The sequence below is a fragment of the Streptomyces bottropensis ATCC 25435 genome, assembly GCF_000383595.1.
Classification (GTDB): Bacteria; Actinomycetota; Actinomycetes; order Streptomycetales; family Streptomycetaceae; genus Streptomyces; species Streptomyces bottropensis.
This window is the reverse complement of sequence record NZ_KB911581.1, coordinates 1,484,005-1,497,394: the sequence shown is the minus strand read 5'-3', so window position 1 is coordinate 1,497,394 and position 13,390 is coordinate 1,484,005. Positions and strand designations below refer to the sequence as shown.

14 protein-coding genes are annotated in these 13,390 nt (G+C 71.1%); 7 read left to right on the top strand and 7 right to left on the bottom strand.

From position 1 onward, the window contains the following. Window positions 1-116: 116 nt before the first annotated feature. Window positions 117-992: an alpha/beta fold hydrolase gene (locus tag STRBO_RS0106760; protein ID WP_005480543.1), complete on the top strand. Its 876-nt coding sequence runs from the start codon at window positions 117-119 to the stop codon at window positions 990-992. A gap of 43 nt (window positions 993-1,035) precedes the next feature. Here the strand turns inward: STRBO_RS0106760 and STRBO_RS0106755 are convergent, their stop codons facing one another. After that, entirely contained in the window at window positions 1,036-1,941 is a 906-nt protein-coding gene (locus tag STRBO_RS0106755; protein WP_020113967.1) for an NYN domain-containing protein, read from the bottom strand. A gap of 236 nt (window positions 1,942-2,177) precedes the next feature. Between STRBO_RS0106755 and STRBO_RS42710 the strand changes: the two genes are divergently transcribed. Continuing rightward, window positions 2,178-2,330, top strand: a complete 153-nt coding sequence (locus tag STRBO_RS42710; protein WP_020113966.1) for a hypothetical protein — start codon at window positions 2,178-2,180, stop codon at window positions 2,328-2,330. A gap of 84 nt (window positions 2,331-2,414) precedes the next feature. On the opposite strand, the gene STRBO_RS0106745 is transcribed toward STRBO_RS42710, so the two are convergent. From STRBO_RS0106745 to STRBO_RS0106730, 4 genes are all read right to left on the bottom strand, one after another. Beyond that, window positions 2,415-3,020 carry a MarC family protein gene (locus STRBO_RS0106745; RefSeq protein ID WP_005480547.1) on the bottom strand — a complete coding sequence of 202 codons (606 nt, stop codon included), beginning with the start codon at window positions 3,018-3,020 and terminating at the stop codon, window positions 2,415-2,417. 226 nt (window positions 3,021-3,246) lie between these two features. Beyond that, window positions 3,247-4,107, bottom strand: coding sequence for a PHP domain-containing protein (locus tag STRBO_RS0106740; RefSeq protein WP_020113965.1), 861 nt, complete (start codon window positions 4,105-4,107; stop codon window positions 3,247-3,249). A 274-nt stretch (window positions 4,108-4,381) separates the two neighbouring features. Then, window positions 4,382-5,023, bottom strand: coding sequence for a DUF6758 family protein (locus tag STRBO_RS0106735; protein WP_028796513.1), 642 nt, complete (start codon window positions 5,021-5,023; stop codon window positions 4,382-4,384). 242 nt (window positions 5,024-5,265) lie between these two features. Next, window positions 5,266-5,850: a suppressor of fused domain protein gene (locus STRBO_RS0106730; protein ID WP_005480553.1), complete on the bottom strand. Its 585-nt coding sequence runs from the start codon at window positions 5,848-5,850 to the stop codon at window positions 5,266-5,268. A gap of 588 nt (window positions 5,851-6,438) precedes the next feature. Here STRBO_RS0106730 and STRBO_RS0106725 point away from each other — a divergent pair. Then, window positions 6,439-7,563, top strand: a complete 1,125-nt coding sequence (locus STRBO_RS0106725) for a magnesium and cobalt transport protein CorA (RefSeq protein ID WP_005480555.1) — start codon at window positions 6,439-6,441, stop codon at window positions 7,561-7,563. 68 nt (window positions 7,564-7,631) lie between these two features. Continuing rightward, window positions 7,632-8,240: a hypothetical protein gene (locus STRBO_RS0106720; RefSeq protein ID WP_005480557.1), complete on the top strand. Its 609-nt coding sequence runs from the start codon at window positions 7,632-7,634 to the stop codon at window positions 8,238-8,240. Window positions 8,241-8,455: 215 nt separating this feature from the next. Here the strand turns inward: STRBO_RS0106720 and STRBO_RS0106715 are convergent, their stop codons facing one another. Further along, entirely contained in the window at window positions 8,456-9,214 is a 759-nt protein-coding gene (locus tag STRBO_RS0106715; protein WP_005480558.1) for a hypothetical protein, read from the bottom strand. 176 nt (window positions 9,215-9,390) lie between these two features. Here STRBO_RS0106715 and STRBO_RS0106710 point away from each other — a divergent pair, with 176 nt between their 5' ends. Genes STRBO_RS0106710 through STRBO_RS0106700 form a run of 3 tightly spaced genes read left to right on the top strand, consistent with a single transcriptional unit; the run spans window position 9,391 to window position 12,557 of the window. Beyond that, entirely contained in the window at window positions 9,391-10,695 is a 1,305-nt protein-coding gene (locus tag STRBO_RS0106710; RefSeq protein WP_005480560.1) for a magnesium transporter MgtE N-terminal domain-containing protein, read from the top strand. Continuing rightward, window positions 10,685-11,380, top strand: coding sequence for a DUF1003 domain-containing protein (locus STRBO_RS0106705; RefSeq protein ID WP_202499698.1), 696 nt, complete (start codon window positions 10,685-10,687; stop codon window positions 11,378-11,380). Before STRBO_RS0106710 ends, STRBO_RS0106705 begins: the two co-directional genes overlap by 11 nt. Window positions 11,381-11,423: 43 nt before the next feature. After that, the gene (locus STRBO_RS0106700; RefSeq protein WP_028796511.1) at window positions 11,424-12,557 is read left to right on the top strand and encodes an Mrp/NBP35 family ATP-binding protein; all 1,134 of its coding nucleotides are present in this window, start codon (window positions 11,424-11,426) and stop codon (window positions 12,555-12,557) included. Between the two features lie 145 nt (window positions 12,558-12,702). On the opposite strand, the gene STRBO_RS0106695 is transcribed toward STRBO_RS0106700, so the two are convergent. Continuing rightward, window positions 12,703-13,374 carry a hypothetical protein gene (locus STRBO_RS0106695; RefSeq protein WP_005480564.1) on the bottom strand — a complete coding sequence of 224 codons (672 nt, stop codon included), beginning with the start codon at window positions 13,372-13,374 and terminating at the stop codon, window positions 12,703-12,705. Window positions 13,375-13,390: the final 16 nt, after the last annotated feature.

Sequence of the window (13,390 nt, the reverse complement as noted above, 5' to 3'; positions counted from 1 at the left end):
GGGGGCCGGGCCTTCGGCGTTTCGGGCGCGGGTTCGTCCCGGTTGTCCGCGCCGTTCCTCGCGCCCCTCAAGGGGCGCCCAAGGAGGAGTGTGGGAAAGGCGGTTACGCTCCCCCCATGAGCCGTCCGCCTACCTTCACCCCGCCCGCCGGTGCCAGGGCGTACCTGTTGCGTACCGCGCGTGGGGAGTTCGCCGTGATCGAGGCGGGGGCGCCGGTGAAGGGCACCGTGCTGCTCGTGCCGGGGTTCACGGGGAGCAAGGAGGACTTCATCGCGCTGCACGAGCCGTTGGCGGCCGCCGGGTACCGGTCGGTGGCGGTGGACGGGCGCGGGCAGTACGAGAGCCCGGGTGCCGAGGACGACGAAGCCCCGTACGCGCAGGAGGAGTTGGCGAAGGATCTGCTCGCCCAGGCGCAGGCCGTGGGCGACGGCACCCCGCTGCACCTCGTCGGCCACTCCCTCGGCGGCCAGATCTCCCGGGCCGCCCTGCTGCTGGACGCCTCCCCCTTCGGCTCGCTCACCCTGATGGCCTCGGGCCCCGCCCAGATCTCGGTGGGCCAGCAGGAGCGCGTGAAGCTGTTGCGGGACGCCCTCGCGGTGATGGACATGGAGCAGGTCTGGGACGCCCTCCAGGCGATGGAGGCGCCGGAGCCGGAGGAGGCCGAGACGGGCGCCCTCGACGAAGGCCTGGACGATAGCGCCGACCTGCGGCGGCGCTGGCTCTCCACCAGCCCCGCCCAGCTCATCGCCACGGGCCGCCAGCTCTGCGCGGAGCCCGACCGCGTCGCCGAACTCGCCGCCCTGGACCTGCCCAAGCACGTCCTGTCCGGCGAACGGGACGACACCTGGCCGATCCCGGTCCTCGACGACATGGCCGTACGGCTGAACGCCCACCGCACCGTCGTCCACGACGCCGAGCACTCCCCGAACACCGATCAGCCGCAGGCGACGGCCGACGCCCTGATCGGCTTCTGGGACCGGATCGCCCGCTGAGGACCGGCACCGGCACGCCCCGCGACACCGGGTGGGACGCTCGCTAGTACTGCGCCCGCAGGTGCTCCCAGAAGCCGTCCCGCAGTGCGCGTCGCAGGTCGGCCTGGCCCCGCAGCGAGTACTGGAGCAGTCCCTCCGCCTCGACGAGCAGGTCCTGGTCGACGGAGCCGGGGAGGTAGGGGTGGCTGTGGAGAAGCTCCTGGAGGGTTTCCCGGCCCCGGGAGGCGAGCCACTTCGCGGCGATCTGGGCGCCGACGAAGCGGACGTCCTCGCGGCTGGGACGGGCACCGGTGGGCGCGTCGTAGAGGGCGGCGCCCCGCCGAGACACGTACGGCTTGAAGAAGTCGAGGTCGAAGGTCCGCTGGCTGTCGACCTCCCAGAGCAGCGGCTCGGCCTGGTTGCGGCCCTCGGGCGCCTCGATGCCCCACAGATGGACCCGCGCCCCGTACCCCTGGGCGGCCTCGACCGCCGAGACCAGGTCCTCGTCGCCGCCGATGAGGGCGGCGTCACTGATCGCGCGCTGCCGGGCCAGTGACTCCAGGTCGCTGCGGATGAGGGAGTCGACGCCCTTCTGCTGGTTGTTGGCGTTGAGGTTGCCGAGGCGCACCTTCACGTCCGGCAGCTCGGCGATCGACTGCTGTTCGGCCGTATGGATGCGGCGGCGTGCCCCGTCGTACCAGTAGACCCGCAGCAGCCGGCTGTCCGCGAAGATCGTGCGCGCCTTGTCGATCAGCGCGTCGATGAGCCCCTCCGCGTCGAGGTCGAAGGACCGCCGGTCCTCCGTCCCCGCGGCGAGCCGCCCCACGGCCGCGTACAGGTACCCGGCATCGACGAAGATCGCGTGTGTCGAGGGTGTCTTCGCCACCTCGGCGAGCATGCGGTGCAGCAGCTCGTTCGTTCGGTCGATGCGGGCGCCGAGCGCCGTGAGGTCGTCGTTCATCACGTCCATTGTCCCGGCGGTCACGCTGCGAACACAACCGGTCCCAATCAGTCTTCCTGCCTGCCGGTAGACAGACGTGCACACCGCTTACCAGCTAGTAATTAGGTTCTCGAAAATTTTCCTTAGCGTAAGGAATGTTTGTAACACGCATACCGTTGACTACTCATGGAACACGGGCACCGATGACCCGCGAACCACCACCAGTAGTTCTCCTCAGGAGGATGACCAGACGAAGGGAGAAGCCCTTGCGCTTCGAAATCCTACGACTCGACGATGTCAGCGGCACGCCCGTGGACAGCACCGTCGTGGAAGCCGCCTCCGTCAACCGGATCGTGCAGCAGGCCGCCGCCATCGGGCAGCGCCTCTGGATCCGCCCGGCCGACGTGACCGCCTCGTAGTACGCGGATCCGTTCACACTTCCGAGCCCCGTACGGCATCGCGCCGTACGGGGCTCGGCAACGTTCCGGGCCGGGTGTGGTGCCCTACGAGGCCCGCACGACCTGGGTGACTCCGTTGATGATCTGCTGCACGGCGATCGCGGAGAGCATCATGCCCGCGAGCCGGGTCACCAGCACCACGCCGCCGTCCTTGATGACCCGGATGATCAGCAGCGAGTACCGCATGGTCAGCCACAGCACGATGTGGATCGCCAGGATCGCCGTCCACACGGACACCTGACCGGCCACCCCGTCCGCCTTCTGCACCGCCAGGATCACCGAGACGATCGCACCGGGTCCGGCCAGCAACGGCATCCCCAGCGGGACGAGGGCGACGTTCACGTCCTTCGTCTGAGCCGGCTCGTCGCTCTTGCCGGTCAGCAGATCGAGCGCGATCAGCAGGAGCAGCAGCCCACCCGCGATCATCAGCGCCGGCACGGAAACATGCAGATAGTCCAGGATCTGGTGCCCGAGCAGCCCGAAGACCGTGATCACACCCCCCGCCACGCAGACGGCCTGGAACGCCATGCGCTTCTGCGTCCGAGCGGGCCGCCCGGCGGTGAGCCCGAGGAAGATCGGGGTGATCCCGGGGGGATCCATGATCACGAAGAGGGTGAGGAAGAGGGAACCGAAAACGGCGAGATCGAACACAGGGGTGCCTTGGGGAAGTGACGAACGGAGGAAGACGGAGGAGCGGGGACGAGAGGGAGAGGGGGAGAGGGGGAGAGGGCAGCCCAGTGTGATGGCCGGTGACCATCGTGGGCAATCGTTTCCGCAGAGGAAGACGGGCAGAGCCGGCAGCCGCCGGGTGCCGTGCGACCCGGACGCAGACGAGGGCGAGGGCGAGGGCGATGAAGCAGGAGGAGGCGAGAGAGAGCTAGCGGGCTCCGCCGGTCCCGGGGACGGGGAAGGCTCCGGTGGCCCGGCGCGTGATCTCCCCGTACACCTCGGGGTCGGTCGTGTACTCGCCGAGCACGCAGGTCTTACGGCTGCCGTGGTAGTCCGAGGAGCCCGTGGTGAGCAGTCCCAGCTCCTTCGCCAGACCCCGCAGCCGCGCCCGGGTCGCCGTGTCGTGCTCCATGTGGTCCACCTCGATGCCGTCGAGCCCGGCGGCGGCGAGGTCCGCGACGGCGGATTCCGGTACGGTCCGGCCGCGCTTGGCGGCGGCGGGGTGGGCGAAGACGGCGACACCGCCGGCGCCCTTGATCAGCCGGAGCGCCTCGAAAGGATCCGTCTCGTGCTTCGCCACGTGGGCGCGGCCGCCGTCGGCGAGCCACTGCCCGGTGAAGGCGTCGTCCACCGTCGGTACGACGCCGAGATCGACCAGCGCGGTGGCCACGTGCGGGCGTCCCACGGAACCGCCGCCGGCGATCCGCGCGACCTGCTCCCAGGTCACCGGCACACCCAGTTCGTTCAGCTTGACGATCATCGCGCGGGCTCGCGGCACGCGGTCGTCCCGGACCAGCTCACGCTCGGCGAGCAGTTCGGGCTCCTCGGGGTCGAACAGGTAGGCCAGCATGTGCATGCTGACACCGTCCAGGCGGCACGACAGCTCGGCGCCGGTGACCAGCGTGAGCCCCTCCGGCAGCGCGGCGATCGCCTCGGCGTGCCCGCGCGTCGTGTCGTGATCGGTCAGCGCGACGACGTCCAGCCCGGTCGCCCGCGCCTTCCGCACCAGCTCGGCCGGGGTGTCCGTACCGTCGGAGGCCGTGGAGTGGCAGTGCAGATCGATACGCACGACTCGGACTCCAGGGCAGACGGAACGGAAGCGGACGGTCAAGGATAGCGCCACTGCGGCCTGCACCTGTCACACCCGAAACCGATGAGCGCCCCCTACCGAAGCGACGCCTCACAGCCTGGGGCATCCGGTCGCGTCGACGGCTCCGCGGCACGGCGAAAGCCGAGCGCGCAGGTCCGCACGCCCTTCACCCGCAGACGTCCTACGGAGGTCCGCACGCCCTTCGCCCGCAGGCGCCCTACGGAGGTCAGCACGCCCTTCCCCCGCAGGCGCCCTACGGTTCCAGGATCCGCGGCGAGAGCGCCCCGCACGGCAGCAGTTCCACCTCCGCGCCCGCGTCCCGCAGATCCGTCAGGACCAGTTCGTCGTACATCAGGAGCCCGGTCTGCTCGGGCCACACGACGGCCCAGAGCCACAGGCCGAGCGCCTCCCCCGCGAAAACGGCACGGTCGTCCGGCGTACCGGTGACATGCCACAGCGGCGTGGGACGGCCGGCGGCGAGCACCTTGGCCTGGGGTGGTTTCTCGACGCTCAGGTAGGGCCCGGGATCGGGACCGTCGATGCCCGCGTAGCGCGCACCGAGACCCACACCGAGTTCCTCCGCGATGAGGACGAGTTCGCCGACGCCGCCGAGCGGCCCGGGACCCGAACAGGCCACGGCGGTGGCGCGTCCGCCGCTGCGGTCGTCACCGGCGAACGCGGCGCCCGTGAACAGCCAGCCCACGGGCAGCGGCCACGGCATCCAGACGGGCACCTTGGCACGGTGCACCACGACGCCGAGGGCCTCGACGCTGGGCGGGATCACGGGCTGCAGCGGGTGCACCGTCCCGTGCGCGGCGCACTGCCAGGAGTCGGCAAAGAGGCCGGGAGCCCTGACCCGGCCACCACACTTCGGGCAACTGGGTTCGCCCCTCATAGGGCCCAACGGTCCTCCCCGTGCTTCCTCGCGTCAAGGACGATCACCCGACCGGCGTGTGCGCGTCACATTCCGCGCACACGCACCGGCCTTCGGGCGCCGGCCGGTCCGTCGGACCGGCCAACGGATTCAACTACCCACACGGTCAAGGGAAGCGGCGATTTTCGGCCACCTCCCGAGCAACCTCCGGTCACGTATGGCGTGCCGTCCGTCACACGGGGAAGTCGCGCGGGGCCGTCCGGTCAGTCCAGGGAGACCGACCTGCGGGACGGGTCACGCAGATCCGTCCCCTGGGTGAGCCAGCGCTCCTGGAGGGCCTGGGCGCCGTGCACGCGCTTCCAGGCCGCCTCGTTGGCGGTCATCGGCAGCAGGGGCAGGAACCGTACGGGGTCGGCGGGCGCGTCGAGTTCGAGGTCCTCGACCAGGCCGCCCGACTCGGCGACGAGGACAGAGGTGAAGGGGGCTCCCGGCCAGAGCGGGCCGCCCACGTCGAGAGAGGCGCCGGGAGCCACGATCACCCCCTCGACCTGCGGTGACGCGGCGAGCACGGCGAGCGGGCGGAGCACCTTGTCGGTGTCGGCGACGCCGTGCCGCACGGACAGGACGAGTTCCGCGCGGGGGCCCTTCACGGGGTCGGCGAGGACCGCGGTGGGGTCGGCCATCGGCTGGGCCGACATGCCGAGCGTGGCGTACCGGACGACGTCGCCGTCGACGAAACGGAGCACCTCGATACGGTCCGTGCCGAGGAAGGTGACGGCGGCGCGCGCGTCCGGTTCGCCCAGCGCGGTGCGCAGACGGGCCTCCACCAACGGAAGAACATCAGCCATGATCCGAGCATAGAACTCGTCAGGAACCGGCAAACGGGCGCCTTGACACCGCGGCCGACTGTTAGTCTGGGCCGCCGGTCGGGACAGCATGCGGGCAGCACGCAGCGGCCTCGCGCTCAAGGCTTCTCACGCCTTCGCGTCCCGGACCGAAAAGACTGACTCCCCTACGGGGAACCCCGAACGGGGTATGGAACGTCCCTCACGGGGGACCGGCCGGAGGAGGTGGGGCTGCGATGGACCGAAGTCGACCTGGCAGTACCACCCGCTCTTCCGCTCGCCGAGTTCCGTAGCTCCTGCCGTAGCCGTATTTCTCGCTCCGTCGGCTACCACCCTCGTCCCGCGTCGTGCCGCTCGACGGTCGTCGCGCATCGGAAGAGCACTTCTTTCCCGTCTTGATCTACATCGCCGATCGGACGTCTCCGGCTCTCACCGGCCGGGCGTCGCCCGGTCCGAGTCAAGCGAAGCTGTCACCGCGACGGTGCGGTGCTCCCCGCTTTGTGGACGTGCCAAACGTTCGAAGTCAAAACGTCCCCATTCCGGGTAGTTCCAACCGTCGTCGGCGGCCTTTCGTTGCGAAGGAGCCTGCTCATGTCGATGATCCACAACCTGCGTGCCGCGGTCCGCCCGTCCCGTCCCTCCCGGCTGTCGCTGCGCAAGGACGGTGGCGTGTACGACGCCACGCGTCCGGCGGAGGCGCCTACGGCCGTGGTCGACTGCGGCGTGTACCGCGACGGCGCACGTGTCACGTTCGAGCGCGACCTGACGCCGCATGAGGCCATCCGTCAGGCGCGCCGCGACGGCGGATTCGTCTGGATCGGTCTGCACGAGCCCTCGGAGGCCGAATTCGCCGGTATCGCCGCCGAGTTCGGGCTGCACCCGCTGGCCGTGGAGGACGCGGTGCACGCGCACCAGCGGCCCAAGCTGGAGCGCTACGACGACACCCTCTTCACCGTCTTCAAGACGATCCACTACGTGGAGCACGACGAACTCACCGCCACCAGCGAGGTCGTGGAGTCCGGCGAGGTCATGTGCTTCACCGGGCGGGACTTCTTCATCACCGTGCGGCACGGCGGGCAGGGCTCGTTGCGGGCGCTGCGTCACCGGCTGCAGGACGACCCGGAGTTGCTCGGCAAGGGCCCCTCGGCCGTGCTGCACGCCATCGCCGACCACGTCGTCGACGGGTACGTGGCGGTCGCGGACGCCGTGCAGGACGACATCGACGAGGTGGAGACGGAGGTGTTCTCCCCCGGGCGCAAGGGCACGCCCCGGGGCACCGACGCCGGCCGGATCTACCAACTCAAGCGCGAGGTCATGGAGTTCAAGCGTGCGGTGCTGCCGCTGGTGCGGCCCATGCAGCTGCTGAGCGAGCGGCCGATGCGGCTGATCGACCCGGACATCCAGAAGTACTTCCGTGACGTGGCCGACCACCTCGCCCGCGTCCAGGAGCAGGTCGTCGGCTTCGACGAGCTGCTCAACTCGATCCTCCAGGCGAACCTGGCGCAGGCCTCCGTCGCGCAGAACGAGGACATGCGCAAGATCACGTCGTGGGCGGCCATCATCGCCGTCCCGACGATGGTGTGCGGCGTCTACGGCATGAACTTCGACTACATGCCGGAGACGCACTGGAAGTTCGGCTACCCGGTGGTCCTCGGCGTCACGGTCGCGCTCTGCCTCGGCATCCACCGCACGCTGAAGCGCAACGGGTGGCTGTAGGCCGACGGGTACCGGGCCGGGGCGGCGGGGCCGGGGATCTTCGGGGAGCGCGCGGTTAGGCTGCCCCCATGACCTCCGACTCCCTGGCCTCCGATCCGCCGACCGCCGATGCGCCGACGGGTGGTTCGTCGACGGACGAGGCGTCGACCGGCGACGCGCTGCTCGATCGGGCCCTCGTCGAGGAGGCCACCAAGAAGTCCGGGCTCGTCTGGGTACGCGGTGGCGGGGCGCTCCAGGGCCGGGAGGCGCCGTCGCGCGCGCTGTGGCACGTCTGGCACGAGGGTGCGGCGTGCCTGGTCGGTGACGGGCCCGGTGAGCAGCCGTTGCCGGATCTGGTCGACGGAGGCCCGGCCGTGGTGACCGTCCGCAGCAAGGACAAGGGCGGGCGGCTGGTCGCCTGGGCCGCGCGGGTGGTCGAGTTGGCCCCCGGGTCCGCCGAGTGGGAGGCCGCCGTGACCGAGCTGAAGGGCAAGCGTCTCAACGCGCCCGACGGCGAGGCGATGCCGGGCCGCTGGGCCCGTGAGTGCCGGGTGCTCCGCCTGGAGCCGACGGGATCGACCCTGCCGGTGCCCGACGGCGACCTGGCGCAGGCTCCGGTACCGACCCCCGCGACGACGCGCCGGCCCATCCCGGCGGCGGTACCCCGCCTGCTGTTCGGCCGCCGCAAGCGGAGCTGAGGTGACGGGCGGAGCTTCGGGCTGACCCGCCCGGACGACTGACGGAGCTTCGGGCTGACCCGCCCGGACGACTGACGGGGCCGGGCCGACCGACGGGGCCGGGCCGACCGACGGGGCCCGGACGACTGACGGAGCCGGACCGACCGACGGAGCCGGCCGATCGGCGGGCCGGGGCTGACCTGCGGATCCGGGCACGCCTGCGGCTCCGGGCGGCCCTACGACGTCGGCAGTTGCCGCCCGTAGTCCACCACCGACTTCTCGTCCGGCTCCTCGAGGGCGAAGTCCTTGCCCCAGTCGGTGAGGAGGATGGTGCCGGCGTCACCGGCGCGGACGAGGCGCAGGGGGTAGGGGGTGCCCTTCAGGGAGACGTCGAGGGTGCCGCCGGAGCCCTTGTCGCCGGTGATGCGGATCGTGCGGATGCCGGACTGTTCGTGGTGGCCGTCCTTGGACAGCGAGCCGTGCAGGGTGAGCAGGCTGTTGAGCAGGACGTCCTTGTCGGTGAAGCCGCTGAGGCGCTTGTAGGCGGGGTCCCCGGTCGGCACCTTCACGTACATGCCGTCCAGCTTGTCCGCCGCACCCGTCTCCGAGCCGCCGTGGTCGCCGCCGTTCTTCCCGGAGTCCTGGTGCTTCCAGAAGTCCTTGTCGGCCTTGAGGAAAAGGTGTTCGCCGACCTTCAGCAGCCGGAACGTGGACCCCTCGGACGTCACCGAGCCCGTGCCGCCGTCCTTCTTCAGGCGCATGTCCAGCCGGTACGTCTTGCCGCTGGTCACCACCGCCCCGGACAGCCGGACCGTGTCCGCCGCGGTGGCCGCCGCCAGGGTCGTGCTCTGGATCTTCGCCGGCTCCAGCTTGCCGACCCCGTTGGTGCCCTCGTCGGGATCCTCGCCGCATCCGGTGAGCCCCAGCCCGCAGGCCACGAGGGTGCAGACGGCGCTCACCAGTGCGGCCCTTCGGGTACGGGGAATCACAGTCACAGGCGATGCACCTCTTCGTGGGGAGTCCAGGCGTACCGCAGAGTACCGGGGCTCCCGGCGCACCTGGGAGTCAGTCCGTCCGCACCGCTCACCAGGGCATATCCGATCGGGACGGGCTAGCCTGAAGCCCTCCTCGGCGGACAATCCCCTCTCGACGCGAAGGAAAGGGGCGGCTCATGGCGGCGGTGGCGCCCCGGATCTTCGTCTCCCACCTCTCCGGCGTCGCCGTCTTCGATCCGAGCGGCGATCAGGTGGGCCGCGTCCGCGACCTCGTCGCCATCCTGCGGGTGGGCCGGAAGCCGCCGAGGCTGCTCGGTCTGGTCGTCGAACTGTCCACCCGCCGCCGGATCTTCCTGCCCATGACCCGGGTCACCGGCATCCAGTCCGGCCAGGTCATCACCACCGGTGTGCTGAACGTGCGCCGGTTCGAGCAGCGCCCCACCGAGCGCCTCGTCGTCGGGGAACTGCTGGACCGCCGGGTACAACTCGTGGACACGGGCGAGGAGGTGACGGTCCTCGACGTCTCCGTCCAGCAGCTGCCGGCCCGCCGGGACTGGGAGATCGACCGGGTGTTCGTCCGCAAGGGCAAGGGCGGCGCGTTCCGGCGCCACAAGGGAGAGACGCTGACGGTGGAGTGGTCGGCGGTCACCGGGTTCTCGCTGGAGGAGCACGGGCAGGGCGCCGAGAGCCTCCTCGCGACCTTCGAGCAGCTCCGCCCGGCCGACCTCGCGAACGTCCTGCACCACCTCTCCCCCAAGCGCCGGGCCGAGGTCGCCGCCGCCCTCGACGACGACCGGCTCGCCGACGTCCTGGAGGAGCTGCCCGAGGACGACCAGATCGAGATCCTCGGCAAGCTCAAGGAGGAGCGGGCCGCCGACGTCCTGGAGGCCATGGACCCCGACGACGCCGCCGACCTCCTCGCCGAGCTCCCGGAGGAGGAGCAGGAGCGGCTGCTGACCCTGATGCAGCCGGACGACGCGGCGGACGTACGGCGGCTCATGGCGTACGAGGAGAAGACGGCCGGCGGTCTGATGACCACCGAGCCGATCGTGCTGCGCCCGGACGCGACCGTCGCCGACGCGCTCGCGCGGGTCCGCAACGCCGACCTGTCCCCCGCGCTGGCCGCCCAGGTCTATGTGTGCCGGCCGCCCGACGAGACCCCGACCGGCAAGTACCTGGGCACGGTCCACTTCCAGCGCCTGCTGCGGGACCCGCCGTACACCCTCGTCGGTTCGATCCTCGACGACGATCTCCAGCCGCTGGACCCGGAGGCCGCGCTGCGCGCCGTCGCCGGGTTCTTCGCGACGTACGACATGGTCGCGGCGCCCGTGGTGGACGAGAGCGGCTCGCTGCTGGGCGCGGTGACCGTGGACGACGTGCTGGACCACATGCTGCCCGAGGACTGGCGGGAGACGGAGTTCCACCTGCACGAGGACGACTCCGTCACCGCCCAGGAGGAGGGAACGTCGGATGGTTCCTGACCGGGACGGGCGCGAAAGGCGGCCGGGGGCCCGTGAGAGCCGGCACACGGGGCGTGAGCGGGCGCACTCCGGCGTGGGCGCCCGGGAGCGCACGGCCTCCTCCGGAGGGCCTCAGCGGGAGCGCCCGCTCTCCGGGGCCACCGCCCGCCCCCGTACCCGTCTCGACCAGCCGCTGCCGCGCCGGGCCAGGTTCCTGCCCGAGTGGGACCCGGAGGCGTTCGGACGTCTGTCGGAGCGGATCGCGCGATTCCTGGGCACGGGCACGTTCCTGGTGTGGATGACGGTCGTCATCATCCTGTGGGTCGTGTGGAACGTCTCCGCCCCCCGCGACCTGCGCTTCGACAACTACCCCTTCATCTTCCTGACCCTGATGCTCTCCCTGCAGGCCTCCTACGCCGCCCCGCTGATCCTGCTCGCGCAGAACCGCCAGGACGACCGCGACCGGGTCAACCTGGAGCAGGACCGCAAGCAGAACGAGCGCTCGATCGCCGACACCGAGTACCTGACCAGGGAGATCGCCGCGCTGCGCATTGGCCTCGGCGAGGTCGCCACCCGCGACTGGCTGCGTTCCGAGCTGCACGACCTGGTCAGAGAGCTGCAGGAGCACGACGGGGAGGCTCCGCGCGGAACCCGGAAGGTATTCCCGCCGGAACACCCGCGCGGACGTGACAAGGGCGACCGCTGACGGGGCTCCCAGGGGCCACGCGGGTCGCCGTACCATCGTCCCTATGGCTACGGAAGACGCGGTGCGCGAGGCACTGTCGACGGTGAACGACCCCGAGATCAACCGTCCCATCACCGAACTGGGGATGGTCAAGTCGGTGGAGATCGGCGCGGACGGAGCGGTCGCGGTCGCCGTGTACCTGACGGTCTCCGGCTGCCCCATGCGCGACACGATCACCCAGCGGGTGACGGACGCGGTCGCGGCGGTGGAGGGCGTCACCGGCGTCACCGTCGAGCTGGACGTCATGAGCGACGAACAGCGCAAGGAGCTGGCGGGTGCCCTGCGTGGCGGCCAGGCGGAGCGCGAGGTCCCGTTCGCGAAGCCGGGCTCCCTCACGCGCGTGTACGCCGTCGCCTCCGGCAAGGGCGGTGTCGGCAAGTCCTCGGTCACGGTGAACCTGGCGGCGGCCATGGCCGCCGACGGCCTCAAGGTGGGTGTCGTCGACGCCGACATCTACGGCCACTCCGTGCCCCGCATGCTGGGCGCCGACGGCCTCCCCACCCAGGTCGAGAACATGATCATGCCGCCGTCCGCGAACGGTGTGAAGGTCATCTCGATCGGCATGTTCACCCCGGGCAACACCCCCGTGGTCTGGCGCGGCCCGATGCTCCACCGCGCCCTCCAGCAGTTCCTCTCGGACGTCTACTGGGGCGACCTGGACGTCCTGCTCCTCGACCTCCCGCCGGGCACGGGCGACATCGCCATCTCGGTGGCCCAGCTGGTCCCGAACGCCGAGATCCTCGTCGTCACGACCCCCCAGCAGGCGGCGGCCGAGGTCGCCGAGCGCGCCGGTTCCATCGCCGTCCAGACCCACCAGAAGATCGTCGGCGTCGTGGAGAACATGGCGGGCCTCCCCTGCCCGCACTGCGACGAGATGGTCGACGTCTTCGGCACGGGCGGAGGCCAGTCCGTCGCCGACGGCCTCACCCGCACCACCGGTGCCACGGTCCCGGTCCTCGGCAGCATCCCCATCGACGTCCGCCTCCGTGAGGGCGGCGACGACGGCCGCCCCGTCGTCCTGTCCGACCCCGACTCCCCCGCCGGCGCCGCCCTCCGCGCCATCGCCGGCAAGCTGGGCGGCCGTCAGAGGGGCCTGTCGGGCATGAGCCTGGGAATCACCCCGAGGAACAAGTTCTAGGACGCCTGCCGGGGGCGAGGGCCGCCTCTCGGGCGCGCGGGGAACCGCGCGACAGCCCGCCACGCACGCGCGGGCCCCGAACCGCCGACGCCATTGCGGTACGGGTGGAGGGCACCGCAGCACCACACGGCGGTGCCCTCCGCCCCTACGCGTACGCCTCGATGTCCTTGATCACGGCGAAACCCAGACCGTAGGCGCTCATCCCTCTCCCGTACGCCCCCACGTGCATCCCTTCCGAGGTCGACCCGGCGAGCACCCAGCCGAACTCGGACTCGCGGTAGTGGAACGTCGTGGGCACCCCGTCCACGGGCAGGGACAGCGTCGACCAGTCGGGCCCGGCCAGGTCGTCCGCCAGGACCCACGCCGTCTCGGTCTGCTGGTCCACCCATTCGTCCCGCAGGGTGTGGTCCAGCTGTCCCGGCCAGGTGAAGGACAGCAGTCCGACGCCCGCCAGCCAGGCCGCCGAGGACACCGACGTGGCCTCCAGCACACCCGTGCCGTCCGCGCTGCGCCGTACGTCGTTCGCGGCGACCGTCACCACGACCGCGAACCGCTCCTTGGTCTCGTCGTCCGCCGATGCGGTGAACTCGTTGCGCACCGAGGGCTCGTCACCGTGTCCGATCGAGCCGTGCTCGACGGCTCCCTCCGCCGACATGCCCACCTGCATCAGCCAGCGCGGCCCCGTGAAGGCCTCGTCGAGGCCGTACCAGGGAAAGGGCGCCAGCAGGTAACCATCGACCGTGCGGCGGGCGGAGGGGACCTGTTGTCCGCCCTCCGCGGCCGACGCCTGCGCGCCTACCCGACTCGTCGTCTCCATGCCGGACGCCTCCTAG